General features: G+C 67.3%; 17 protein-coding genes. 10 read left to right on the top strand and 7 right to left on the bottom strand.

The window, feature by feature from the left end:
• Nucleotides 1-5: 5 nt before the first annotated feature.
• Nucleotides 6-245: a hypothetical protein gene (locus tag V7778_RS21375; protein ID WP_335558965.1), complete on the top strand. Its 240-nt coding sequence runs from the start codon at nucleotides 6-8 to the stop codon at nucleotides 243-245.
• Between the two features lie 103 nt (nucleotides 246-348).
• Here V7778_RS21375 and V7778_RS21380 read toward each other — a convergent pair whose 3' ends face one another.
• From V7778_RS21380 to paaX, 7 genes are all read right to left on the bottom strand, one after another.
• Nucleotides 349-2,286 (bottom strand): DUF4214 domain-containing protein, encoded by a 1,938-nt coding sequence (locus V7778_RS21380; protein ID WP_335558967.1) that lies wholly within the window; start codon nucleotides 2,284-2,286, stop codon nucleotides 349-351.
• A gap of 150 nt (nucleotides 2,287-2,436) precedes the next feature.
• Nucleotides 2,437-4,299 (bottom strand): DUF4214 domain-containing protein, encoded by a 1,863-nt coding sequence (locus tag V7778_RS21385; protein WP_335558969.1) that lies wholly within the window; start codon nucleotides 4,297-4,299, stop codon nucleotides 2,437-2,439.
• A 119-nt stretch (nucleotides 4,300-4,418) separates the two neighbouring features.
• Nucleotides 4,419-10,568 (bottom strand): type I secretion C-terminal target domain-containing protein, encoded by a 6,150-nt coding sequence (locus V7778_RS21390; protein WP_335558971.1) that lies wholly within the window; start codon nucleotides 10,566-10,568, stop codon nucleotides 4,419-4,421.
• A 110-nt stretch (nucleotides 10,569-10,678) separates the two neighbouring features.
• Nucleotides 10,679-15,322 (bottom strand): DUF4214 domain-containing protein, encoded by a 4,644-nt coding sequence (locus V7778_RS21395; protein ID WP_335558972.1) that lies wholly within the window; start codon nucleotides 15,320-15,322, stop codon nucleotides 10,679-10,681.
• 222 nt (nucleotides 15,323-15,544) lie between these two features.
• Nucleotides 15,545-15,781, bottom strand: coding sequence for a hypothetical protein (locus tag V7778_RS21400; RefSeq protein WP_335558974.1), 237 nt, complete (start codon nucleotides 15,779-15,781; stop codon nucleotides 15,545-15,547).
• A gap of 10 nt (nucleotides 15,782-15,791) precedes the next feature.
• Nucleotides 15,792-16,925 carry a M14 family metallopeptidase gene (locus V7778_RS21405; protein ID WP_335558976.1) on the bottom strand — a complete coding sequence of 378 codons (1,134 nt, stop codon included), beginning with the start codon at nucleotides 16,923-16,925 and terminating at the stop codon, nucleotides 15,792-15,794.
• Nucleotides 16,926-16,985: 60 nt separating this feature from the next.
• Nucleotides 16,986-17,915: a phenylacetic acid degradation operon negative regulatory protein PaaX gene (paaX, locus tag V7778_RS21410; RefSeq protein ID WP_335558978.1), complete on the bottom strand. Its 930-nt coding sequence runs from the start codon at nucleotides 17,913-17,915 to the stop codon at nucleotides 16,986-16,988.
• A 93-nt stretch (nucleotides 17,916-18,008) separates the two neighbouring features.
• Between paaX and paaA the strand changes: the two genes are divergently transcribed.
• The 9 genes from paaA (at nucleotide 18,009) to paaK (ending at nucleotide 25,952) form a co-directional block, all read left to right on the top strand.
• On the top strand, nucleotides 18,009-18,992 hold the full coding sequence (paaA, locus tag V7778_RS21415; RefSeq protein ID WP_335558980.1) for a 1,2-phenylacetyl-CoA epoxidase subunit PaaA: 984 nt from the start codon (nucleotides 18,009-18,011) through the stop codon (nucleotides 18,990-18,992).
• Between the two features lie 71 nt (nucleotides 18,993-19,063).
• Nucleotides 19,064-19,348: a 1,2-phenylacetyl-CoA epoxidase subunit PaaB gene (gene paaB / locus V7778_RS21420; protein ID WP_020651929.1), complete on the top strand. Its 285-nt coding sequence runs from the start codon at nucleotides 19,064-19,066 to the stop codon at nucleotides 19,346-19,348.
• 8 nt (nucleotides 19,349-19,356) lie between these two features.
• Complete coding sequence (paaC, locus tag V7778_RS21425) at nucleotides 19,357-20,109, top strand: 1,2-phenylacetyl-CoA epoxidase subunit PaaC (protein WP_335558984.1); 753 nt, start codon at nucleotides 19,357-19,359, stop codon at nucleotides 20,107-20,109.
• A complete protein-coding gene (paaD, locus tag V7778_RS21430; protein WP_335558986.1) occupies nucleotides 20,109-20,621 on the top strand; it encodes a 1,2-phenylacetyl-CoA epoxidase subunit PaaD in 513 nt (170 codons plus the stop codon). Before paaC ends, paaD begins: the two co-directional genes overlap by 1 nt.
• Nucleotides 20,622-20,628: 7 nt before the next feature.
• Entirely contained in the window at nucleotides 20,629-21,705 is a 1,077-nt protein-coding gene (gene paaE / locus V7778_RS21435; protein ID WP_335558987.1) for a 1,2-phenylacetyl-CoA epoxidase subunit PaaE, read from the top strand.
• A 150-nt stretch (nucleotides 21,706-21,855) separates the two neighbouring features.
• Nucleotides 21,856-22,647 carry a 2-(1,2-epoxy-1,2-dihydrophenyl)acetyl-CoA isomerase PaaG gene (paaG, locus tag V7778_RS21440; RefSeq protein ID WP_335558989.1) on the top strand — a complete coding sequence of 264 codons (792 nt, stop codon included), beginning with the start codon at nucleotides 21,856-21,858 and terminating at the stop codon, nucleotides 22,645-22,647.
• Between the two features lie 2 nt (nucleotides 22,648-22,649).
• Entirely contained in the window at nucleotides 22,650-24,185 is a 1,536-nt protein-coding gene (paaH, locus tag V7778_RS21445) for a 3-hydroxyacyl-CoA dehydrogenase PaaH (RefSeq protein WP_335558991.1), read from the top strand.
• A complete protein-coding gene (gene paaI / locus V7778_RS21450) occupies nucleotides 24,178-24,624 on the top strand; it encodes a hydroxyphenylacetyl-CoA thioesterase PaaI (protein ID WP_335558993.1) in 447 nt (148 codons plus the stop codon). Before paaH ends, paaI begins: the two co-directional genes overlap by 8 nt.
• Nucleotides 24,625-24,638: 14 nt before the next feature.
• Nucleotides 24,639-25,952: a phenylacetate--CoA ligase PaaK gene (paaK, locus tag V7778_RS21455; protein WP_335558996.1), complete on the top strand. Its 1,314-nt coding sequence runs from the start codon at nucleotides 24,639-24,641 to the stop codon at nucleotides 25,950-25,952.
• Nucleotides 25,953-25,964 lie beyond the last annotated feature (12 nt).

Consider the following 25,964-nt stretch of genomic DNA (forward strand, 5'->3'; position numbering starts at 1 on the left):
GGCTCATGAACCGATTCGTACGCATCGACAAGGAGGGCAGCAACAAGACCGTGCTGCTCAATCTCGACCTGGTGGCCACGGTCGAGCTGGCGCAGGCATCGGACCTGCTCAGTTCCGGCAACGACAGCCGCAAGGTCTACGCCACCTTCATGGCGCCGGACAAGACCACCATCGCCACCCTGCATTTCGACAGCGCCGAAGACGCCAATACCTGGGTGGCGGCGCATCTCGGCGTCCAGCTCTGAGGCCGTCGCCGGCAACAAGACCACGGCCAACGACGCCGGCGTCCTGGCCTATCCAGACGCGATTCCCGGCGCCGCGACGCGCGCGGCCTATCCCGCAGCCTGGTCAGCCGCCGTAGGGCGTGTACCAGATGCCGTTGGCGATCACTTCCGCCACCGCTTGCTGGTTTTCCGCGCTCTCGCTGATCTGCGCCAGCACCTGGGGCGGGTCGGCGCGTTTCTCGTCCAGCACCTTGACCCAGAACGCGAAGCCGGCCGGATCCGGATCGCGATGCAGGACGTTCTTGTACAGCCGCTGCACCACCTCGGCGTTGCTCGGCGCGCTGCCGTACAGGTCGATGAATTCCTTCGAACCCATGAAGCCGCGGGCGACCGCTTCGAGCGAAGACCCCTTGTCCAGGGCCGCCAGCCAGTAGCCCAGGCCGCCCGAATCCGGCGTGCGGTCGAAGGCGGCGCGGTAGATGCGGTAGGCCTGGCCCGCGGCGCCGTCGAGATCGAATGCGATACCGAGGTCGGAAAACTGGAGCCGCTCGATGCTGCTCAGGTGGTCGGTGTTGCCCGAGGACTTGAGGGTCACGGTAAAGCCCGATTGGTTGGTGCTCACGGTATAGTCGGCGCTGGACTTGTCAAAAAGGGCGAGGTCGATCCCGGCGCCCCCGATCAGCATTTCCTGGGCGTTTTCGTGCGGCTGCAGGACGTCGTTGCCGTTGCCGCCATCGAGCCGGAGGTTGCCATAGCGGCTGACCAGCATATCGTTCCCTTCCCCGCCTTCGAGGATGCCGCCCTTGTCGGCGGACAGGTAATCGTCGCCCTCGCCGCCGCGCAGGGTGTAGGGGCCGTTCAACTGGATGTAGCCCGCGTTCCTACCGACCAGCTCATCGTTGCCCGGACCGCCGTCGAGCAGGTTGCTGCCATTCCCTTCGGCTGTCAGTCGATCATTGCCGGCGCCGCCATACAATTCGTTATCGCCGCCCTGGGTGTCGAGCAGAAAGTCATCGCCATCACCACCCAGCAGGATATCGTTGCCCTCGTTACCCTTCAGTTTGTCGTCCCCGCCACCGCCGTCGAGCCGGTCGTTCCCCTCCAGGCCTTCCAGGTCATCGTTTCCCTCGTGGCCGGACAGCACATCGTCGAGGATGCCGCCGACCAGCACATCGCGCAGGGCGGTGCCGGACCGCGTCATGCCGGTGCTGCCGCCATCAGGACTGATACCGCTGGAGAAATTGGCCGAGGTCAGCTGAGACGGCTGGATACCTGCCAGCTGCAGCACCGTGCGGTAGCCCGTATCGGCGCGCAGCTGCAACAAGGTGTCGCCGCCGTCCGATGTGAGGCGCAGCAGGCCGCTAGCAAACGGATTGCCGGTATGGCCGTAAGGGAGGAAGCGTTCCAGATCGATCCTGTCGCCCCCTGCGCCTGCGGCGAAGTCGAGAATGCGCAGCTGCGCGCTTCCCCTCTCCACCTGGTTGCTGTCCGCCAGGACGAAGGTATCGGAGCCGGCGCCGCCCGTGATGGCAAGGCGGCCCAGGGCGTCCCTGTCGAAATCGAATTCGAACCGGTCGGCGCCGCTCCCGCCGTCCACACGCGTATCGAGCGCCTGCAGGCTGGAGACTGAAATCTCGATGCGGTCGTCGCCATCCCCGCCCGCATAATCGTAACCGTTGTAGCCGCTCAGGGAGTCGTTGCCGGCGCCGCCATCGAGCAATCCGGTCGAGCCGTTCAGGGCCAGGTACATGGGCAAGCCTTCCGGGCCACGGCTGCCGCGCAGGTTATCGTTGCCGTCGCCGCCCCGCAGCTGGTTGCGGCCCTCTGCGTCGTACAGCATATCGTCGCCGGCGCCGCCTTCGAGCACATCGTCGCCCGTACCGCCGTACAACTCGTCGTTGCCCCCAAGGCCCCGGAGCGTGTCATTGCCGGCGTCGCCCGACAGATTGTCGGCCAGCTCGCCGCCCTCCAGGATATCGGGGCCCGCTGTCCCGGTGGCGGTGACGGAACCGCTTGCAAGCGAAGCAGCCAGGGAAGCGTAGGGATTGGAGGAAAACGACATGGTCAGGATCGGCACGTAAGGAGGAGCCGCAACTATGTCCGAACCGGCAACTGCTGTCGAGCAAGATCCGGCATCAGGCTGCAAGTTGTGCACTATGCATAAACACGGCGGAGCCAACACCGGGCGGCAGCGGCCCATGCCGCAGCCTGCTCAGCCCTCGTAGGGGGTGAACCAGATGCCGTTGGCGATCAGTTCCGCCACCGCATCCTGGTTCTCCGCGCTCTCGCTGATCTGCGCCAGCACGTGGGGCAAGTCGGCGCGCTTCTCGTCGAGCACCTTGACCCAGAAGGCGAAGCCGTCCGGATCGGGTTTGCGGTGCAAGACGTTCTGGTACAGGCGCAGGACCACGGCGGCATTGGTCGGGGCGCTGCCGTACAGGTCGAGAAATTCCTTCGAGCTCATGAAGCCGCGGGCGACCGCCTTGAGCGATGCGCCGCCGTCCATGGACGCCATCCAGTAACCCAGGCCGCCCGGGTCGGGCGTGCGGTCGAAGGCGGCGCGGTAGATGCGGTAGGCCTGGCCGGCGATGCCGTCCGTGTCCAGCGCCAGCGCGCCGTCCGCGAAGTGGAGGCGCTCGATCCCCAGCAGGATGTCCGAGCCGTTGTCCGCGGCGCCGTCCGTCGCGCTGAGCACGAAGCCGCCGGCGGCGCCGTGCGTGACCGTATAGCCGCTGGCAATGTCGTTGTAGCGGGCGCTGTCGAAACCCGCGCCGCCGATCAGGCTGTCGTTGCCTGCGCCGCCCACCAGCACGTCGTCGCCGGCGCCGCCATCGAGCCGGTCGTCGCCGGCGGCGCCGATCATGACGTCGGCGCCTGGTGTGCCGTTGCGGACCTGCCCCGGAAAGGTGGGCGGGCGCGGAGTCGGCGGAGGCGGCGTGGACCCGGCCACGAAGGGCGTGAAGCCCTCGACGATGTTGTCCGCCGTGATGCCCAGCGCGTTGACGCCTTCGAGCACCATGAAGGGAAGGAAGGACTTGGCCGTGCCGGCGCCGTCCCCATCGAACTCGAACACGGTGTCGGCGCCGCGCTGGACCAGCCGCAGGTAGCCGCTGGCGAAGGGATTGCCGAGGGCGGCTTTGGGTAGGGGAAAGGCTTTCACGGCGATCCGATCGCCGCCGTCGCCCGCATCGAAATCGAGGATGGTGAGCGAGCCGCGGCCCACCGGCAGCCACTGGATATCGTAGGTGTCCTTGCCGGCGCCGCCTTCCAGCACCACGTCGGGGTCCGCGTCCTTCCCGTAGCGGACCCTGAACACATCGTCGCCGCTCCCGCCGTGCAAGGCCGCATGGTCGACCCGCGCCGCGGGGTTGCCGCCGTCGTGCAGCCAGAGCAGGTCGTTGCCGCCGCCGCCGCGCAGCACGTCGTTGCCCCAGGAGCTGGACAGCTGGTCGTCGCCGGTCCCGCCTTCCAGGATGTCGTCTCCGGTTTCGTCGGTGGCTATCCCGGCCGGCATCTCACCCATCAGGTCGCCGGAGAGGATATCGTTGCCATTGCCGCCGGACAGGTAGTCGTCGCCCGCGCCGCCCCACAGGGTGTCGTCGCCGATGCCGCCCGAGATGTCGTCGTCCAGCCAGCCGCCTTCCAGCCTGTCGGCCGCGCCGGTGCCGGTCATCTTGCGTCCCGCTTGCGAGCCGTCGGGATTGAAGCCCAGGACGACATTGGCGGCGCCCAGGCTGGCCTTGTCGATCCCGGCCAGGATCGCGATGTCGCCGTAGCTCGACACCCCGCCGGCACTGGTGAAACGGGCTTGCAGCACCGTGTCGGCGCCGCGCTGCTCCACCCGCAGGCGGCCCGCCGGGCCGAAGGGATTCGGGTCGCCGTCGTCCCAGCGGGAAATAAAGGCGCTCAGGTCGAGCAGGTCGCCTCCTTCGCCGGTCTGGAAGTCGGGGATCGTGAGCGCCGCGCCCTTGCGGTCGGGCAACACATAAGTGTCGCGCCCGACACTGCCGGCGCTGGCGGCCATGCGGTCGTGGCCGACGGGTTTCGTGGACAGGAGCTGCGCGGTAGGGGGCATGGCGCTGGCCGGTATGAATGGATGAGCTACTATCGCTTACTCATCAAGACAAGTCCAGCGCCGGTTCAAGCGTGCGCGGCCCATGCGCACTGCATGGGCCACGCCTTGCCGCGACAGGCTTAGCCGCCGTAGGGCGTGAACCAGATGCCGTTGGCGATCAGTTCCGCCACCGCGTCCTGGTTTTCCACGCTCTCGCTGATCTGGGACAGCACGTGAGGCAAGTCGGCACGCTTCTCGTCCAGCACCTTGACCCAGAATTCGAAGCCGCCCGGGTCCGGATCGCGGTGCAGCACGTTCTTGTACAGGCGCATGACGATGTCGGCATTGCTCGGGGCGCTGCCGTACAGGCCGAGGAATTCCTGCGAACCCATGAAGCCGCCGGCCACCGCCTCGAGCGAAGCGCCCTTGTCCAGGGCCGCCAGCCAGTAGCCCAGGCCGCCGAAGTCCGGCTCGCGGTCGAAGGCGGCGCGGTAGATGCGGTAGGCCTGGCCGGCCACGCCCTCGATGTCCAGCGCCAGCGCGCCGTCGGTGAAGCTGACGCGCTCCACGCCCACCAGGGTGTCGCTGCCTTCGCCGGAGGCGCCGCGCTTGTCCGCCACCTGGAAGCCGTCGGCGGTGCGGGTGACGGTGTAGTTGGCGCGCGCGCCGGTGTAGCGGGCGCTGTCGAAGCCGGCGCCGCCGATCAGGGCGTCGTTGCCGGCGCCGCCGACCAGCAGGTCGTTGCCTTCACCGCCGTCGAGGCGGTCGTTGCCCGTACCGCCGGTGAGCTGGTCGCCGCCGCCCGTGCCGGTGCTGGTCTGCGGTGGGGCAGGGGGCACCGGCGGAGTCGGCGGCGTTGGCGGAGGCGGTGGTGGCGGTGGTGGCGGCGGTGGCGGTGAGGGAATAACCGGCGGGGTGGCAACCGGATGCGGACTATAGCCGCCCAGGATATTGTCGGCGGTGATGCTGTCGGCGCGCACACCGGCCAGGGTCATGATGGTCTTGAGGCTATACCAGCCGCCGCTGCCGTCGCGGTCGACTTGCAGCACGGTGTTGGCGCCGTCCTGCACCAGGCGCATCATGCCGAGGTCGAAGGGATTGCGTGGATTCACCATGCCGAGCATGGACATGACGTCGATGCGGTCGCCGTTCGCTCCGACCTGGAAATCCGTCACCGTGTAGTGGCCGCCGGCCACGAACAGGTCGCGTCCCGCGCCGCCGGTGGCGGTGGCGATGCTCTCGGCGGCGAGGGAGTCGACGCTGAAGACATCGTCGCCGGCGCCGCCGAGCATGGTCGCCTGGAATCCCCGGTCCAGGCTCTCGATCCTGTCGGCGCGTAGCCACAAGCGGTCGTTGCCTGCGCCGCCATCGAGCAGTCCGCCGCCGAGCATGTCGACGAGAACGTCGTTGCCGTCTTCTCCGCGCAGGATGTCGCCGCCCCAGGCGCTCAGGTCGTCGTCGCCGGCGCCGCCGAGGAGGGTGTCCGTGCCGTAGCGGTCGTACAGGCTGTCGTTGCCGTCGCCGCCTATGAGCAGGTCGTTGCCGCGCGATCCATCCAGCTGGTCGTTGCCCCCGCCGCCGCGCAGTTCGTCGTCCAGCCACTGGCCGATCTGGAACTCGTTCGCATTGCCGCCCGTCCAGCTGATCCCCTGGGTCGCACCGCCGGGGTGCAGGCCGTGCGCCATGTTGGCGGTGACGAGCTGATCCTTGTCGACGTTCTTCAAGGTGAGGAAATCCTGGTGCACGCCTCCGGGCTCGGCAGCCACCTGGAGCACGGCGTCCGCGCCGCGCTGCACGAAGCGGTACTGGCCGGTCGCGAAGGGCGAGATATCGTCCAGCGCCACATAGCCTTCCATCTCGAACACATCAAGCAGGTCGCCGCCGGCCCCGACCTGGAAATCGGTAATCGTGAGCGAGCCCTGGGACGGCAGCCAGCGGACCTGGAAGCTGTCACTCCCTGCGCCGCCTTCCATCGTCACGTCCATGCGATCGCCGCGCGCGGGCTGGACCTTGATCAGGTCGTCGCCGGCGTCGCCGTGCATCGCTACGCGCTGGTGCGGCGCCAGGCTATCCTGGTTCATCTCCAGGAGCAGGAGGTCGTTGCCGTCGCCGCCATGCAAGGTATCGTTGCCGCCCGCGCTGCGCAGTTCGTCCTGGCCTGCCCCGCCGTCCAGGATGTCGGCGCCGGCGAACACCGGCCCGGTGGCGCCGGGCGGCGCATCGCGGTAGTAGTCGCCCATCAGCAGGTCGTCGCCATCGCCTCCCAGCAGGCGGTCATTGCCGGCGGCGCCGAACAACTGGTCGGCGCCGCCGCCGCCGGCGATGCTGTCGTCCAGCCATCCTCCGCTGATCTGCTCGCCGTCCTGGCTGCCCACGATGTTGCGGCCGACCGTGGAACCGTCCGGATTGAAGCCCCACAGCACGTTGGCCGCGCCGATGGCCGCCTTGTCCACGCCGGTGAACACGACCAGGTCGCGGTAAGTCACCTGGCCCGCTTCGCTCACGCGCGCCTGCAGGACCGCGTCGGCGCCGCGCTGGACGATCCGCATGCCGATGCCGGGACCGAAGGGATTCGGTGCGCTGTCCCAGCCGACAAAACGGCTCAGGTCGAGCAGGTCGCCGCCTTCGCCGGTCTGGAAGTCCCGAATGGTCAGCGCACCGCCGCGCGCCACATTCTGGATCAGGTAGGTGTCCTGGCCGGCGCCGCCATCCGCGATGACTTTGCTCCCCAGGTTTTCGCCCAGGGCGGCGACGATCAGGTCATTGCCGTCGCCGCCGTGGATCGCGATGTTCGCCGGTCCATTCTCGAGCAGCGTGCCGGCCTCGATCCTGTCGTTGCCCGCTCCGCCGTCCAGCACGAGATTGCCGCCCAAGCCGGACAGGGTATCGTCACCCGCGCCGCCGCGCAGTTCCCCGCCTCCGGGCGACCAGGTGGAGAGCCTGTCCCTGCCGTCGCCGCCGTCGAGCAGGTTGGCGCCGATGTGATCGACCAGCTGGTCGTCGCCAGCACCTCCGTACAAGCGGTCGTCGCCTTCTTCTCCCTCCAGGTAGTCGCTGCCGCCGTCGCCATACAGGCTGTCGGCCCCGAGGCCGCCGTACAGCATGTCGCTCTGGTCTCCACCATGCAGGCTGTCGTCCAGGCGCCCGCCGCGCATCGTGTCGTGGTCTGCGGTGCCGGTCAACATATAGCCGGTGGGCGAACCGTCCGGCCGCGCGAAATCGCTGAAGTTGTCGCCCGTGAGCGACGCCAGCGGGGTATTGCGCAAGACGACGGCGTCATGCCAGTCGCTGGCAGTGCCTGGCGCCGTGCGCTGCAGGACCGTGTCGGCGCCGCGCTGCAGCAGCCGCAGGCCGCCGCCCGGGGCGAAGGGATTGCCGCTGTTCGGCTGGTAATCCAGCAGCGAAAAGACGTCGATCAGGTCGCCGCCGGCTCCCGCCTGGAAGTCGGTGATCGCCAGCAGCGGCATTGCCATGTTCCGGTTCAGCGAATAGCTGTCGCGGCCTTCGCCGCCGGCCGCTTCGATCGTCAGCGCGGTATTGCTCCAGGCCTGGATGGATACCAGGTCGTCGCCGGCGCCGCCCTCGATGCGCATGGCTTGTGCGGACGCCGGGTTGCCAGGGGTGTAGATCTCGATGCTGTCGTTGCCACCGCCTCCCTTGATGAGTTCGACGTCGAGCGAAGCCTCGATCCGGTCATTGCCCGCGCCGCCATCGACCGAGACGCTGAAGGGCGGGAGGGGCTCGCTCACATAGTTTCTGCCGGCGCGGATCGTATCGTTGCCGTCGCCGCCTTCGAACACGTCGTTGCCGGAACTGTCCTCCAGCAGGTCGTCGCCATCGCCGCCAACCAGCCGGTCGTCGCCGGCGCCGCCGTCCAGGTCGTCGTCACCAGCGCCCCCGTCGAGGATGTCGTTGCCGGTCCCGCCAAGGAGGTCGTCCCGGCCCTGTCCTCCGCGCAGCTTGTCGTTGCCGGCGCCGCCATCGAGCCTGTCGCCGTAGCTGGATTCGTCGCCGCCATCCAGGTCGTCATCTCCCTTGCCGCCTTCGATGACATCGTCGCCGCCCAGGCCGCGGATGGTGTCGTCCAGATCTTCGCCTACCAGCCTGTCGTCTTGCGCGGTGCCGACGATGGTGAAGCCGACGTCGCTGCCGCGGGGATCGTAGCCGCCGCCGAAGCTGGTGCGCGACAGCGCGGACAGCGAGACGCCGGACAAGGTCAGCGCCAGCTGGGACTGCTGCGCCGCACCCGCCGCGCCGTCGCTGTCGACATAGATCAGGGTGTCGTTACCCGACTGCTCGGCCTTGAGGTAGCCGGCCGTGCCGAAAGGATTGTCGTTCAGCGCGACGGGAACCAGCTGGCGCAGCTCGATCCGGTCGCGCTGGGCCACATTGAAATCTTCGATGCGCACCTGCGCACCGGGCGCGTTGAGCACGAAGATGTCGGCGCCGGCGCCGCCGCGCGCACTGACCGTGACCGAGGCGGCCGTGATGCCCAGGTTGAGTACATCGTCGCCCGCGTCGCCCGCCAGGCTGACAGTGCGCACCGCGCCATTGCCCGTGTCGGCCACAGTGAGGATGTCGTCGCCGTCGCCGCCAATCAGGCTGTCGGCACCCCGGCCGCCGGACAGCGTGTCATCGCCACTGCCGCCGTCGAGCACATTGGCTCCGCTGGAGGCGACCCACAGGAAGTCGTCGTCGGCGCCGCCATCCAGGCGGTTGCTGCCGGTCGCGTCGCCGCGTTCGTCGAGCGTGTCGGTGCCGGCGCCACCGGATAGCCGGTCGTTGCCGCTGTCGCCCACCAGGCGGTCGTTGCCCGCGCCACCGGCGATGCTGTCGTTGCCGCCGCCGCCGCGCAGGTTGTCGCCGCCATCCAGGCCGTCGATGCTGTCGTCGAGCAGGGTGCCAGTCAGCACGTCGGACGACGCGGTGCCGGTCAAGACTACGCCAAGCTGCGAACCGAGCGGGTCGAGATCGCCGACGAAATTGGCGCGCGTCAGACTGCCGGGGTCGATGCCGGTCAATTGCAGCAAGGTCTGGAAGCCGCCGTCCGCAGCGGCGTCGCGCAGCTGGAGCAGGGTATCGGCGCCGCTGTCGACCAGGCGCAGCAGCCCGTTGCCGAAGGGGTTGCCGGAATAATCCGCCGGCAGCAGGGGCAGCACATCGATGCGGTCGCCGCCGGCGCCGGGGGTGAAGTCCGCAACACGCACATGGGCGCCGTCGCCGGCCGGCGCATCGGGCATGGACAACACCCAGGTGTCGATGCCGCTGCCGCCCCTGGCGTCCAGACGCGCGTCGGCGGGGCGGTCGAATACGAGCTCGATGCGGTCGTCGCCGGCGCCCGCATCGAGCTGCGAGACCGTGGCGCCCGCGCCGGCCAGGATGACACGCATGCTGTCCTTGCCCGTGCCGCCTACGAAATCGGTCCCGCCGTAGCCTTCCAGCGCGTCGTCGCCGGCGCCGCCGTCGAGCGTTCCCGTCGCGGCGCTGCCGGCAAACAGCCTGTCGTCCCCGTCCCCGCCCAGCATGCGGTTGTCGCCGGCATCGTCCTTCAGCTCATCGTTGCCGTCGCCGCCCTCGAGCAGGTCGTCGCCGGCCCCGCCCGTCAAGCGATCGCCGTGCGCGTCGCCATACAATCGATCGTTGCCGTCGCCGCCCAGCAGCTGGTCCAGGCCATCGTTGCCGTGAAGAACGTCATTGCCGGCTCCGCCGACCATGTAGTCGCCGATGACATGACCGGTCCCGGGCTCGTTGCCCCCATTCAGGATGTCGTCGCCTCCGTAGCCGTACAGGTAGTCCGAGCCGCCGGCGCCGGACATCGCATCGGCGAAGTCGCTGCCGTGGAGCAGGTCATCGCCGTCGCTGCCGGTGGTGTTCACCGGCGTGGTGCTGATGCCGGTCGTGAAACCGACCGCGACGCCCCAGCTGTCGGCCAGGCTGTTTCCGGCCAGGTCGAGTACGGCGCCCTGGCTGAACTGTATAACGTAATAGCTCTTCAAATCCAGCGGCGACGGCGGATTGAAGATGACCGTGTTGCCCGAGACGCTGAGATAGGGGCTGGTGGCGACGTCCGTGGAAAACGTGGGGCCGATGTCCGGCGACACGGACAGCGTGCCGCTGCCGAGCTTGACGGGTTCGCTGAAGGTGAACACCAGGTCGGCGGTCGCGTCGTGGCCATTGGCGGGCGAGGACACCAGGACCGGCGCGGTGGTGTCGGCATCGCTGGAGGACCCCGACATGCCGCCATGCCGGATCAGGTGGGTGGAGACGAGGCGCATGGCGAGCAAGGTCATTTTACTGACAGTTGGTTTGTTATCTTATTAATATCGCTGACTCGACAGTAAATGTCTAGCGAATCAAGGATGCGCCACGGCCGCGCTTCCTGCGGCCGTGGCGCCGGGCATCAGCCGCCGTAGGGCGTGAACCAGATGCCGTTGGCGATCAGCTCGGCTACCGCGTCCTGGTTCTCCGCGCTCTCGCTGATCTGGGACAGCACGGACGGCAGGTCTGCGCGCTTGTCGTCCAGCACCTTGACCCAGAACTCGAAGCCGCCCGGATCGGGGTCGCGGTGCAGCACGTTCTTGTACAGGCGCATGACCACGTCGGCATTGGTCGGCGCGCTGCCGTACAGGGCGAGGAACTCCGGCGAGCCCATGAAGCCGCCTGCCACCGATTCCAGGCTCGTACCCTTGTCCAGTACCGACAGCCAGTAGCCCAGGCCGCCGAAGTCCGGCTCGCGGTCGAAGGCGGCGCGGTAGATGCGGTAGGCCTGGCCGGCCACGCCGTCGATGTCCAGTGCCAGCGCGCCGTCGGTGAAGCTGACGCGCTCGACGCCCACCAGGGTGTCGCTGCCTTCGCCAGAGGTGCCGCGCTTGTCCGCCACCTGGAAGCCATCGGCGGTCCGGGTCACGGTGTAGTTGGCGCGCGCGCCGGTGTAGCGGGCGCTGTCGAAGCCGACGCCGCCGATCAGGACATCGCTGCCGGCGCCGCCGACCAGCAGGTCGTTGCCCTCGCCGCCGTCGAGACGGTCGTTGCCGGTGCCGCCGGTGAGCTGGTCGCCGCCGCCCGTGCCGGTGCTGGTCTGTGGCGGAGCAGGGGGAACCGGCGGCACGGGCGGCGGTGGCGGCGGTGGCGGCGGTGGAGGTGGTGGCGGAGGAGGTGGCGGCGGAGGTGGTGGTGGCGGCGGAGGAGCCGCCACGATGGGCGCGACGCCTCCCACGAAATTCGCTGCCGTCAGTGCGGACACCGTCACACCCTTGAGCGTCAGGATGGTCTGGAAAGCGTGCTTCGGTCCGGCGCCATCGGCGTCGTAGTCCAGCACGGCGTCCGCGCCGCGCTGTTGCATCCGCAGTCCTCCATTGGTGAAGGGATTCGGGCTGCTCGCATATGGAGCGAAAGCCGTCAGGTCGAGCAGGTCCCCGCCTTGGCCCGCCTGGAAATCGCGGAGCGTGACGGTGACGGTATTGGTGTGTCTCGTGCCGAAAGACCAGGTGTCGCGGCCCGCGCCGCCTTCGCCCGTAATGGTGCCGTGCTGCCCGGGAAGGCTGTCCAGGTTAGTCCAGTCGTCGCCCTCGCCGCCCAGGATCGTGATGCCAAACGGTCCGGTGCCCATCCAGTCCTCGTCGAGCCCGAAGCGGTCGTTGCCGGCCCCGCCATCGAGCACGACGCCCTGGCCGCGGCTGTACAGCTTGTCGTTGCCGGCGCCGCCCGTGAGGATGCCGCCGTTCAGCGAACTGCTTCTCAAGTCGTCGTCACCCTCGCCGCCGTCGAGCAGATTGTTGCCGTCGTGGTCCCAGAGCGTGTCGTTTCCGCCGCCGCCGGACAGCTGGTCATCTCCGGCATTACCGAACATATGGTCTGCGCCGCCCGCTCCACGCAGCTGGTCCGCGCCAGCGCCGCCCACGATCCAGTCATCCCCCTCACCGCCGTCGAGCATGTCGTCGAAGCGGCCGCCATTTATTTCGTCATCGCCGCTCGAGCCGGTGAGCACGTAGCCCTTGAGCGAGCCATCGGGATTGGCGCCCTCGTCGAAGTTGGTATTGGCCAGCGCCGTGGCGTCGACGTTTTGCAAAACGACGATGTCGCGCCAGCCTGCCACGCCCAGGGCGCCATCCGCATCGTACTGCAACACTGTGTCGGCGCCGCGTTGCTGCAGGCGCGCATACGCGGCGGCGCCGAAGGGATTCTCGAGACTGCCATACGGCAGCATCCACATGACCGACAGGACGTCGCCGCCGGCGCCGGCCTCGAAATCCGTGATGACTGCCGCCGTTGCCGGTGCGGCGTCATGGAAGCTGAAGACATCGCTGTCGGCGCCGCCGCTTGCTTCGATTACACGCGTGCCGCCCTGGACGCCGAGCGAGATCGTGTCCTTACCCTCGCCTCCGGCGATCCGCAAAGGCTGGTCCGGCAGCGCGCCGGGCGCCGCGGCGACATGGATGCGGTCGTCGCCGCTGCCACCGTCGATCCGGTCGATGGCCACGGTGGCGTCGATCTGGTCGTTGCCAGCGCCGCCGTCGATGAAACCTTGGCCCGGTTTGGCGAGATACCCATCAGCGGAGATGCCCGCCACGATCTTGTCGTTGCCGTCACCACCTTCGAAACTATCGTTGCCGAGCTGATCCGTCAGCCTGTCGTCTCCGCCACCGCCCCGGAGTACATCGTCGCCTTCACCGCCGAGCAGCTCGTCGTCATCGTCACCCCCTGCGAGCAGGTCGTCGCCTTCGCCGCCTTCGAGCCGGTCCATACCCGCACCGCCGTCGATGTCGTCGCCGCCCTTGCCGCCGTTAATGGCGTCGGCGCCGCCCAAGCCCCGGATCAGGTCGTCCAGGCCGCCGCCGCGCAAGGTGTCGCTTTCCTCGGTACCCGTAATGTTCAGTCCGGTATTGCTGCCGTCGGGATGGTAGCCGTCGACGATGTTGGCGCCGCTCAGCGAGGCCGCGTCGACGCCGGCCAGGGTGGCGATCGTCCTGAAAGCGTGGGTGTTGCCGGCGGCGCCGTCGGCGTCCACCAGAAGCAGGGTATCGGCGCCCGACTGTTCCAGCTTCAGGAAGCCGGCTTCGCCGAAGGGATTGCCCTCGACCCAGTCGGGGACCAGGGGATCCAGGTCCAGCTGGTCGCCGTCGGCGGCGCTGAAGTCACCGATCTGCGCCACACCGTCGACCCGCTCCAGCCGGAAGATGTCGGCGCCGCTGCCGCCGCGCGCACTCACGCTGACGTTCGCATCCCAGACGTTGACGCGCATCCAGTCGTTGCCTGCGCCGCCGTCCAGCACCAGCGTATCGTTGCGGTTCAGGATGCTGGTGGCGTAGAACAGGTCGTCGCCGTCTCCGCCGAGCAGGGTATTCTTGCCGCCGTTGCTCCACAGTTCGTCGTTGCCGGCGCCGCCGTCGAGCAGGTTGGTGCCGTTGTTGACCACAACAAGCTTGTCGAAACCTGCGCCGCCTTCGAGTACATTGGTCTCGCCGGTATCCAGGCCATATTCGTCCTTGAGGGTATCGAAGCCGTCGCCGCCGATCAGAACGTCGCTGCCGTACTGGCCCGTCAGCGTGTCGTCACCGGCGCCGCCGTCGAGCCGGTCGTTGCCGTCTCCGCCCTGCAGTTCGTCGTTCCCGTAGCCACCCTCGAGCAGGTCGTTGCCGGTGTTCCCGTACAGGCGGTCGTTACCGCCCAATCCTGCCAAGGTATCGTCCAGCACGCCACCTTGCAGCGTGTCGGCCCCCGCGGTGCCGACCAGGTTCAGCCCCCGCGAGGAACCGCTGGGGTCGACGCCGCCCACGAAGTTATCGGCGGTGAGCTGTTGCGGCGCGACGCCGGCAAGGACCAGCACGGTCCGGTAGGCGCCTTCTTCGCCCGGCAGGCGCCGCTGAAGCAGGGTGTCCGAACCCTGGACGGCCAGGCGCAGGCTGCCCTCGGTGAAGGGATTGCCGGTATAGCCCAACGGCAGCAGGCCAGCGGGGTCGATGCGATCGCCACCGGCGCCGGCGGTGAAATCGGTAATGCGCATGTTCAGCCCCGCGCCGTGCTCCATGGAAGTGCGGCTGAAGACGTAGGTATCGGCGCCAGCGCCGCCCGTTAGCGCGAGCTGGGCTTCGGTCTGGTCCGTGAACCAGAATTCGAACGTATCCTGGCCCTCGCCGCCGTCGATGTGCTTGAGCGTACCGGGAGGTCCGCTCAGCACCATCCAGATCATGTCGTCGCCGCGGCCGCCGGATACGTCAGCGCCGCCCCGGCCCCACAGTCTGTCGTTGCCGTCGCCGCCATCAAGCACGCCGGTCGCGTTCGCAGCCAGCGACAGGTAGTCGTTGCCCGCGCCGCCGAGCAGGGTGTTGTGGCCTGCGCCGTCTTTCAGGGAGTCGTTGCCGTCGCCACCCTCGAGGCGGTCATCGCCGGCGCCGCCGTCGAGGATGTCGAAACCCTGGCCGCCGCGCAGGATGTCGTTGCCGGCGCCGCCGTCGAGACGGTCGCTGTCGTCCAAGAAGACCGTGGCGCCGTTGCCGCCTTCGAGGATGTCGTCGCCGTCGAAGCCGTACAGTTCGTCGCTGCCGTCACCACCCTTGATGGTGTCGGCATAGATGCTGCCGTAGAGAATGTCGCGCCCGGCGCTGCCGGTGCGGTTGACGGCCGGCGGGCTGGCCGCGGTCGTGAAGGACACGCTCAATCCCGCAGGCCCGCCGGCGTCGAATGGATTGCCGGCATAGTCCTGGACAACGCCATCCGTGAACACGACCGTGTACTCGCTCTGGTATTCGAAAGGCACGGGCGGCGTGAAGCTCAGCGTATTCCCGGACACGAGGATGTCCAGGTTCATGTAAGCACGGCCCGAGTAGATATGTTCCTCACCGCGCTTCAGGATCACCCAGCCGTTGCCGCCGGTGACAGGCTCACTGAATGTGAATACAAGTTGGCCATCGACGACCGCGCCAGACTGAGGTGGCCACGGAGTGAGGGTCGGCGCCTGGATGTCGGCAGTGTTGGCTGCGGCTCCCGACATGCTCGAGAAATGAAGCTGGCCGGTCGAGGTCGGATCGGATGGTGGACGCTGCATGATGAAGAGACAAGATTTTAAAGCTGGGAATATCTCTCAATCAACATGCGTTGTCTATCAATAAATGAAAACATCTCCTATCGTTCATGCATTCAACATTGATCTGTCGGCAAAATCGCAACATGTGTAAAAAATACAACGATTTGAAGTTTGCCAGTCCTGCAAATGAAAACGCTCCGAGGTCCGGAGCGTTTTCTGAGGTGCTGCTGTTGATCGTGTTGGTCAGCCCGCCGTTTCACTCCGGCTGAGCCGCTGCCCAAACACCACCCAGGTACGCGCCTCCCCATCGACCATGGCCTTCAAGGCCCAGCCGGTGCCGATCTTCTCGACCGTCACCTCGGTTTCCAGTTCTTTCGCGACTTTCTCGGCCCAGGTCTGGGCCGCGCCGCGGCCCTTGAACAGCTCCTGGCCTTCATAGACGACGGTGGCGTCGAACACGGGGGCGGCGAATACGCTCATGGCAGGCTCCTTACTTGATCGCGCGGATGGAATTCAGCACCGGCTGCAGCACCGCCGCGCCCAGGCGCGCGCTGCGGGCGCCGTCCCAGCCCACTTGCGGGTCCGGGTCGTTGGCGTTGTCCTTGAACGGCAGTTCCAGCGTCAAGGACAGGCAGCCGAAGGCGTGGGTGATGTGCGGCGAGCCCATGGTCAGGGTCTCTTCGGTGTACGGGGTCTGGCCGTAGCCGTGTACGTCCTGGAAGTCCGGGCTGGCGATCATGAAGTCGTCGCTGAAGCGCTTTTGCGCCGCCGCTTGCGCCTCGGTGAAGTTCGGCAGGGATTCGCTGCCGGCCACGAACACGTAGGGCAGGCCTTCGTCGCCGTGCACGTCCAGGCACAGGTCCACGCCCACTTCATGCATCTTCTGCTTGACCAGGAAGACCTCCGGGCTGCGCTCCATGCTCGGGTTCAGCCATTCGCGGTTCAGGTTGGCGCCGGCCGCGTTGGTGCGCAGGTTGCCGCGCACCGAGCCGTCCGGGTTCATGTTCGGCACCACGTAGAACACGCTTTCTTTCAGCAGCTGGCGGCCGAAGGGGTGGGCCGGGTCCAGCAGCGCGTCGAGCATGCCCTCGACGAACCATTCGGCCATGGTCTCGCCGGGGTGCTGGCGTGCGATCACCCACACCTTTTTCTTCTCGGGCGACGGCTCGCCGATCACCAGCATGTTCAGGTCGCGGCCGTCGACGGTCGAACCCAGGTCCAGCATGCGCACGTTCTCGGACATCTGGGCGCGGTCCAGCAGCTCCAGGTGGCGTTCCCACGAGTACGGCTCGAAGTAGGCGTAATAAACGCTGTCCATCGCCGGGGTATGCTCGATGGTCATCACCTTGCCGTCGTAGGAAGTCGGCACGCGGAACCAGTTGACGCGGTCGTAGCTCGCCATCGCCTGGTAGTCTTCCCAGCCCGCCGGATAGGCCGCCTGGCCCGCGTTCAGGAAACGGATGGTGCAGGGTTCGCCCTGCGCGCCCTGCAGGCGGAAGTAGAACCACTGGATGATGTCGGCGTGCGAGTCCTTGCGGATGTTCAGGTCGATGGCGCTGGCGCTCGTGGCGTTCACGACGTCGATGGCGCCGGCGTCGAACTGGCTGCTGATCTTGATAGACATGGTGTGTCCTGTAATGGGAAGAACGGGTAGAGGCGAGATGATACCGCTTTTGGCGGCGGATCAGGCCCGTAGTCCGCCGAAGCGTTGATAGAAGTCCGCGTCGGCGTCCGGCGTGGCCTCGTCTTCATGGCGCAGCAGCGCCATGATGTGTTCCTCGGCCGGCGCCCAGGCCAGGCGGTAGATGCGGCGCGCCAGCTCGTAGGCTTCGGTGCCCGGCCAGGGCTGGGGCAGCAGGGCCACCGGCAGCATCGGGTCGTGCAGCTGCACGCGGCGGTAGGCGTGCACCAGCAGCGAGCGGATCGCGAAGGCGTCCTGTGGCGCCACGCCTGGCTGCGCCTCCAGCTGGGCCAGCAGCGGCGCGAAGCTGTCGATGAAGCGGCGGTAGCCCGCCACTACGCCGGCCAGGTCCCAGCCGTCGCGCACCAGCTGGGGCAGGGGGCGCGAACCCACGCCCGGCAGTTCGTCGGCCTCGCAGGCGAACACCTTGCCCTCGGCGTCGCAGCGGGTCAGGATCTCGCGCAGGCTGTCGCGGTCGGGCGCCGGGTGGGCCATCACGCCGGTCGCCAGCATGGCGTAGCCCTCCCATTCCAGCTCCTTGCGCAGCAGGTTGCGCAGCTCGGTGTCGATGCTGTTGCTGGGCGCCAGGAGGAAGCTCCAGCGGCCGTTCCAGTCCAGTCCCGGCGGCGAATAGATGCGGCGGTTGGCGCGCGCCAGGCGCGGCAGCGCCTTCGGCTCCAGCGCGTAGCGGCTGCGCCGCCCCTCGCGGCTGGCCACCAGCCAGCCTTCCTGCACCAGGCGGAACACGCTGGTGCGCACCAGGCGGTCGTTCACGCCCAGGGGCGCGAGCAGCTCGATCATGCTGCCCAGCCAGAAGCCGCCGCCGTGCGGCGCGATGGTGTCGCCGCACAGGGTCATCACCAGCGACTTGTGGCGCGGCGTGTCGTGGGTAAGGAAGTGGTCGATCCACTCGCCGCTGGAGGGTCGTGTCATGGATAAGCTAGCGCAATATGATTCAAAATTTTTGTGTACATCAGATTTTTTGTATCGTATTATGGATTGGAGAGGTTTGCAACGGAGACAGACATGTACGCACAAATGGTGGAGACCGGCCTCAAGAAAGTCCAGACCGCGGACGACATGAGCGCCGAAGAGCAGGCATTCCAGGCGCGCATCGACGCCGGGATCAAGATCGAAGCGAAGGACTGGATGCCGGAAGCGTACCGCAAGACGCTGATCCGGCAGATTTCGCAGCACGCGCACTCGGAAATCGTTGGCCAGCTGCCGGAAGGCAACTGGGTGACCCGCGCGCCCACGCTCAAGCGCAAATCGGTGCTGCTGGCCAAGATCCAGGACGAGGCCGGCCACGGCCTCTACCTGTACAGCGCGGCCGAGACGCTGGGCGTCTCGCGCGACGAGCTGCTGCAGGCCCTGCACTCGGGCAAGGCCAAGTATTCGAGCATCTTCAATTACCCGACCCTGACCTGGGCCGACATGGGCGCCATCGGCTGGCTGGTGGATGGTTCCGCGATCATCAACCAGATCCCGCTCTGCCGCTGCTCCTACGGCCCGTATGCGCGCGCCATGATCCGCGTCTGCAAGGAAGAGTCTTTCCACGCGCGCCAGGGCTACGACATCATGATGAGCCTGGCCCAGGGTACGCCGGAACAAAAGGCGATGGCCCAGGATGCGCTCAACCGCTGGTGGTGGCCTTCCTTGATGATGTTCGGCCCTTCGGACGCCGAATCGGTCAACAGCGCCCAGTCGACCGCCTGGCGCATCAAGCTGTTCTCGAACGACGAGCTGCGCCAGCGCATGGTCGACCAGACCGTGCCGCAAGCCGAGTACCTGGGCCTGACCATCCCCGACCCGGACCTGAAATGGAACGAGGAGCGCGGCCACTACGATTTCGGCGAGATCGACTGGAGCGAGTTCCATAATGTCCTGAAGGGCAACGGTCCCTGCAACCGCGAGCGCCTGCGCACCCGCGTCAAGGCCTACGAGGACGGCGAATGGTTCCGCGACGCCCTGGTCGCCCACGCAGAGAAGAAATCGAAAAAAGCCGCGTAGGGTCGGCGGCTTGGCCGCCGACGCGTCCAACACACGCCCGCATCACCGAATTCGATAACGGAGACAAGAAAATGAGCAAAGAATGGCCGCTGTGGGAAGTCTTCATCCGCAGCCAGCATGGCCTGGCCCACAAGCACGTGGGCAGCCTGCACGCCCCTGACGCCGAAATGGCGATCAACAACGCGCGCGACGTCTACACCCGCCGCAACGAAGGCGTCTCGATCTGGGTGGTCCGCGCCGCCGACATCGTCGCCAGCAGCCCGTCCGACAAGGAAGCGCTGTTCGAACCTGCCAACAGCAAGGTCTACCGCCACCCGACCTTCTTCCCGATGCCGGAAGAAGTCAAGAACCTGTGAGCGCAGCCATGGACGCGAAGTTTGAATACCTTCTGCGCCAGGGCGACAACGCCCTGATCCTGTCGCAGCAGCTGTGCCAGCTGTGCGGCAAGGGCCCGGCCCTGGAAGAAGACATGGCGCTGTCGAACGTGGCGCTCGACCTGCTGGGCCAGACCCGCATGTGGCTGAGCTACGCCGGCGAACTCGAAGGCAAGGGCCGCGACGAAGACCGCCTGGCCTTCCTGCGCGACGCCAGCGACTACCGCAACTGCCACCTGGTGGAGCAGCCCAACGGCAGCTATGCGGAAACGATGATGCGCCAGTTCTTCTTCGATACCTGGCACTACTTCCTGATGGACGGCCTGACCCGTTCGAGCGACCTGCGCATCAAGGAGATCGCCGAGAAGTCGATCAAGGAAGTGACCTACCACCTGCGCCGCAGCGGCGACCTGGTGGTGCGCCTGGGCGACGGCACCGACGTCAGCCACGCGAAGATGCAGGCCGCGGCCGACGAGCTGTGGATGGTCAGCGGCGAGATGTTCCTCTACGACGCCGTCGACAATGCCATGGTGGAAGAGGGCGTGGCGCCGCCGGCGGAAGCGCTGCGCAAGATGTTCCTCGACCACGTGGCCGAGGTGTTCGAGGAAGCCACCCTCAAGATGCCGCCGCCGGACGCCTACATGCAGCGCGGCGGCAAGCAGGGACGCCACACCGAGCGCCTGGGTTACATCCTGGCCGAGATGCAGTTCCTGCAGCGCGCCTATCCGGGAGCGCAGTGGTAATGACGGCCCTGGACGCCACCGTCGAACAGGTCTGGAGCTGGCTCGGCGAAGTCGCCGATCCGGAGATCCCGGTCATTTCGGTGGTGGACCTGGGCATCGTGCGCGATGTCGCCTTCGAGGATGGTGAATGCGTGGTCACGATCACGCCCACTTATTCCGGCTGCCCCGCGATGCAGGTGATCGCCGACTCGGTGCGCGAAGCCTTGCAGGCGCACGGTGTGGACAGGCTGCGCATCGTCAGCCGCCTGTCGCCCGCCTGGACCACCGACTGGATGAGCGAGGCCGGCAAGGCCGCCCTGAAGGGCTACGGCATCGCGCCCCCTAGCCAGCAGGCGATCGACATCAGCGGCCTGCACGCCGGCATCCGCCGCCGCGCCGCGCCCCAGGTGAACTGTCCGAACTGCGGTTCCCCGCATACCCAATTGACCAGTGAATTCGGCTCGACGCCGTGCAAGGCGCTGTACAAGTGCCTCGACTGCCGCGAGCCATTTGATTACTTCAAGTGCCACTAAGGGCAAGATGAGCAAATTCTATCCACTCACCGTGGCGAAGGTGAAGCACGAGACGCGCGACGCCATCGCCGTGACCTTCGACGTGCCGGACGAACTGAAGGACGCCTTCGCCTACAAGCAGGGCCAGCACCTGACCCTGCGCGCCATGATCGACGGCGAGGACGTGCGCCGTTCCTATTCGATCTGCTCGGCGGTGCAGGACAAGGCATTGCGCGTGGCGATCAAGCGCTGCGCAGGCGGCCTGTTCTCGAACTGGGCCAACGAAAAGCTGCAGCCGGGCGCCACCCTCGAGGTGATGCCGCCGATGGGCCATTTCAACGTGCCCCTCGAGCCCGAGAGCGCGCGCCACTACCTGGGCTTTGCGGCCGGCAGCGGCATCACCCCGCTGCTGTCGATCATCAAGACCACCCTGCAGGCCGAACCGCACAGCCGCTTCACCCTGGTGTACGGCAACCGCGCCTCGTCGACCGTGATCTTCCGCGACGAGCTGACCGACCTGAAGGACCAGTACATGGACCGCCTGCGCCTGGTCTACGTGATGAGCCGCGAGCAGCAGGACATCGAGCTGTTCAACGGCCGCATCACCGAAGAGAAGTGCGGCCAGTTCCTGAAGCACTGGATCGATATCCGCGACATCGACGTCGCCTTCATCTGCGGCCCCGAGGACATGATGCACGGCGTCTCGCGCTCGCTGCAGGAAGCCGGCCTGGCCAAGGAAAAGATCCGCATCGAGCTGTTCGCGGCCAGCATCCCCAAGCACGAACACAAGCCGCGCCACATCGAGGCGGGCGCCAGGCACCAGACCGAAGTCACCGTCATCATGGACGGCAACGCCGCCAGCTTCACGATGGACAAGGACAAGGAATCGCTCCTCGACGCCGGCCTGCGCGCGGGCATCGACATGCGCTATTCCTGCAAGGGCGGCGTGTGCTCGACCTGCCGCTGCAAGGTGCTGGATGGCGAGGTCGAGATGGACGTGAACTATGCGCTCGAGGACTATGAAGTGCGGCGCGGGTTCGTGCTGAGCTGCCAGAGTTTTCCGGTCACCGACAAGGTGGTGGTCGATTTCGATATCGCCGAATAGACGCAACGTATCTTTCGGCCCATAACGCCAGCACGTCATCCCCGCGAAGGCGGGGACCCAAGTCGACATTCGTGGCATAGCAATGAACTTGGGCCCCCGCCTTCGCGGGGGTGACGGATCAACGGATAACAATAAGATGTGGAGACACCCATGACCTACGAATCCATCCAGTTCAAGATCGACAAGGGCATCGCCCTCCTGACCCTGAACCGTCCCGACCGCCTGAACAGCTTCACCCAGGCCATGCACCTCGAAGTGCGCGACGCGCTGGGCAAGCTGCAGGAAGACAAATCCGTCCGCGTCCTGGTGCTCACCGGCGCCGGCCGCGGCTTTTGCGCCGGCCAGGACCTGAACGACCGCGCCGTCGACCCCGGCGCCCCCAGCGTCGACCTGGGCGAATCGGTCGAGAAGTTCTACGCCCCCCTGGTGCTGACCCTGAAAAACCTGCCGATGCCCGTCATCTGCGCCGTCAACGGCGTGGCCGCCGGCGCGGGCGCCAACCTGGCCCTGGCCTGCGACATCGTGCTGGCGGCCAAGTCGGCCAGCTTCATCGAAGCCTTCTGCAAGCTGGGCCTGATCCCCGACACCGGCGGCACCTGGCATTTGCCGCGCCTGATCGGCCCGGCGCGCGCCACCGGCCTGGCCATGCTGGGCGAGAAGCTCAGCGCCGAGAAGGCCGAGCAGTGGGGCCTGATCTGGCGCTGCGTGCCGGACGAAGCGCTGATGGACGAGGCCATGGCCATGGCCGAGCACTTCGCCGCCGCCCCGACCAAGGGCCTGGCTTTCACCAAGAAAGCCTTCCAGGCCAGCTACGCCAATTCGCTCGAAGACCAGCTCCAGCTGGAAGCGCAGATGATGCGCGAACTCGGCTACAGCTACGACTACCGTGAAGGCGTCGCCGCCTTCATCGGCAAGCGCGCGGCCCACTTCAAGGGAGAATGAGCATGCACGCACTCCCGCAAGGCAGCACGGTCGCCGTCATCGGCAGCGGCGCCATGGGTTCCGGCATCGCCCAAGTGGCGGCGATCGCCGGCCACCAGGTCCTGCTCTACGACACCCGCCAGGACGCCGCCGCCCAGGCCATCGACAGCATCCGCATCGCCTGCTCCAAGCTGGTCGAGAAGGGCCGCATGGGCGCGGTCGAATCCGACCTGGCCTGCGAGCGCCTGAAAGCCATCTCCACCCTGGCCGAAGCGAAGGACGCCGCGCTGGTGGTGGAAGCCATCGTCGAGAACCTGGAGGCCAAGCGCGCCCTGTTCACCGAGCTGGAAGGCGTCGTCGGCGACGACTGCATCCTGGCCACCAATACCTCGTCGATCTCGGTCACCGCGATCGCCGCGCCGCTGCGCCGCCCGCAGCGCCTGGTCGGTATGCACTTCTTTAATCCGGTGCCGCTGATGGCGTTGGTCGAAGTGATCAGTGGGCTGGCGACCGACCGCGCTGTGGCGGACACCGTCTACGCCACCGCCGAAGGCTGGGGCAAGAACCCGGTGCACGCCAAGTCCACGCCGGGCTTCATCGTCAACCGCGTCGCGCGTCCCTACTACGCCGAAGGCCTGCGCCTGCTGATCGAGCAGGCCGCCGATCCGGCCACCCTGGACGCCGTGATGCGCGAGTGCGGCGGTTTCCGCATGGGCCCCTTCGAGCTGATGGACCTGATCGGCCACGACGTCAACTTCTCGGTCACGAATTCGGTCTTCAACGCCTATTTCGGCGACCCGCGCTTCACGCCCTCGATCTTGCAGCAGGAACTGGTCAACGCCGGCTTCCTGGGCCGCAAGACCGGGCGCGGCTTCTACCAGTATGGCGAGGGCGCCGACAAGCCAGCCGCGCAGACCGAAGCGCCCCAGCCGCGTCCGCATGCGGTGTCGCTGATCGGTGGCGAGCCGGGCGCACTGGCGCCGCTGGTGGATCGCCTGGCAGCCGCCGGCTTCGCGCTGCCGCGCCAGGAAATCGGCGTGGCGCCGGGCTTCCTGTGCGAGGGTGCGGCCGTGTACCTGACCGATGGCCGCAGCGCCACCGAGCGCGCCCGCGACAACGATCACCGCGATACGGTGCTGTTCGACCTGCTGCTCGACGCCGGCAAGGCCACGCGCATCGCGCTGGCGCGCGCGGACCAGTGCAGCGACGCGGCCTTCCACGCCGTGGCCGGCCTGTTCCAGGCCGCGGGCTTCGCCGTGACGCGCCTGGACGACGTGCCCGGCATGGCCGTGATGCGCACCGTGGCGATGCTGGCCAACGAGGCGGCGGACGCGGTCAACCAGGGCGTGTGCAGCGCACGTGCGGTCGACACCGCGATGCAAAAAGGGGTGAACTATCCGCGCGGTCCGCTGGCCTGGGCCGACGCCGTCGGCCTGCCGCACATCGTGACGGTGCTGGCCAACCTGGCGGCCGCGTATGGCGAAGACCGCTACCGCGTCTCGCCGCTGCTGCGCCGCAAGCTGGCGGCCGACCCCGCGGGAGCGCGCATCCATGCATAGCGATCCGCAGGCCCTGGCCGAACTGGCCGGCAAGACCATGTACGAGCGCGATCCGGCCAGCCAGGCGCTGGGCATGACCCTGGACGAGATCCGCCCCGGCTATGCGCGCATGGGGATGCGGGTGCGCGCCGACATGCTCAACGGGCACGCCACCTGTCACGGCGGCTACATCTTCATGCTGGCCGACAGCGCCTTCGCTTTCGCCTGCAACTCGCACAACTTCAACACCGTGGGCGCCGGCTGCACCATCGATTACCTGGCGCCCGGCCGCGAAGGCGACCTGCTGGTGGCGGAGGCGGTCGAGCAGGCGCTTGCGGGCAGGACCGGCGTCTACGACGTCACCGTGACCAACGGCGAAGGGCGCACTGTCGCGCTGTTCCGCGGGAAGTCGCACCGCGTCAGCGGGCATGTGGCCGAGGTAGCGCAGAACACCCAATAGCAAAGGAGGTCGAGATGGTCCAACGCAATCCCATGCCGGGCGAACTGGAGCCGATCGAACGCGCCAGCCGCGACGAACTGCAGGCGCTCCAGCTGGAGCGCTTGAAATGGTCGCTCCGGCACGCCTACGAGAACGTGCCGCACTACCGCGCCGCCTTCGACGCGGCCGGCGTCCATCCCGAGGACCTCAAGACGCTGGCGGACCTGGCGAAGTTCCCCTTCACCGAAAAGAAGACCCTGCGCGACAACTACCCCTTCGGCCTGTTCGCCGTCCCGCGCGAGCAGGTGGTGCGGGTGCACGCCTCCTCGGGCACCACCGGCAAGCCGACCGTGGTCGGCTACACCCGGAAGGATATCGACACCTGGGCCGGCGTGGTGGCGCGTTCGATCCGCGCGGCGGGCGGCCGTGCGGGCGACATGGTGCACATCGCCTACGGCTACGGCCTGTTTACGGGCGGCCTGGGCGCCCACTACGGCGCCGAGCGCCTGGGCTGCACCGTGGTCCCGATGTCGGGCGGCCAGACCGAGAAGCAGGTGCAGCTGATCTGCGACTTCCAGCCCTCGATCATCATGGTCACGCCGTCCTACATGCTGAACATCATCGAGGAATTCCAGCGCCAGGGAATCGACCCGGCCGCGTCCTCGCTGAAGGTCGGCATCTTCGGCGCCGAGCCCTGGACCGACGCCATGCGCCGCGAGATCGAAGGGCGCGCCGGCCTCGACGCGGTGGACATCTACGGCCTGTCCGAAGTGATGGGCCCGGGCGTGGCCAGCGAATGCATCGAAAGCAAGGACGGCCCGGTGATCTGGGAAGACCATTTCTACCCCGAGATCATCGACCCCGATACCGGCGAGGTGCTGCCGGACGGCGAAGAGGGCGAACTGGTCTTCACCTCGCTGAGCAAGGAAGCCCTGCCCATCATCCGCTACCGCACGCGCGACCTGACCCGCCTGTTGCCGCCGACCTCGCGCTCGATGCGCCGCATGGGCCGCATCACCGGCCGTTCGGACGACATGCTGATCATCCGCGGCGTGAACGTGTTCCCGAGCCAGATCGAAGAACTGATTCTCAAGATGCCGCTGCTGGCGCCCCAGTACCAGCTGGTGGTGGCGCGCGACGGCCATCTCGATACGCTGGAAGTCCTGGGCGAGCTGCGCGATGGCGCGCTGCCCCAGGACACCGTGGAGGCCCTGTGCCGCGAACTCCAGCACTGCATCAAGACCTATGTGGGCGTGAGCACCCGCGTGAGCCTGCTGCCGCCGCAAGGCATCGAGCGCACGCTGACCGGCAAGGCCAAGCGCGTCGTCGACAAACGCCCGAAAAATTAATTTAGGAGATTC

Source organism: Massilia sp. DD77 (assembly GCF_036961685.1).
GTDB lineage: Bacteria > Pseudomonadota > Gammaproteobacteria > Burkholderiales > Burkholderiaceae_D > Telluria.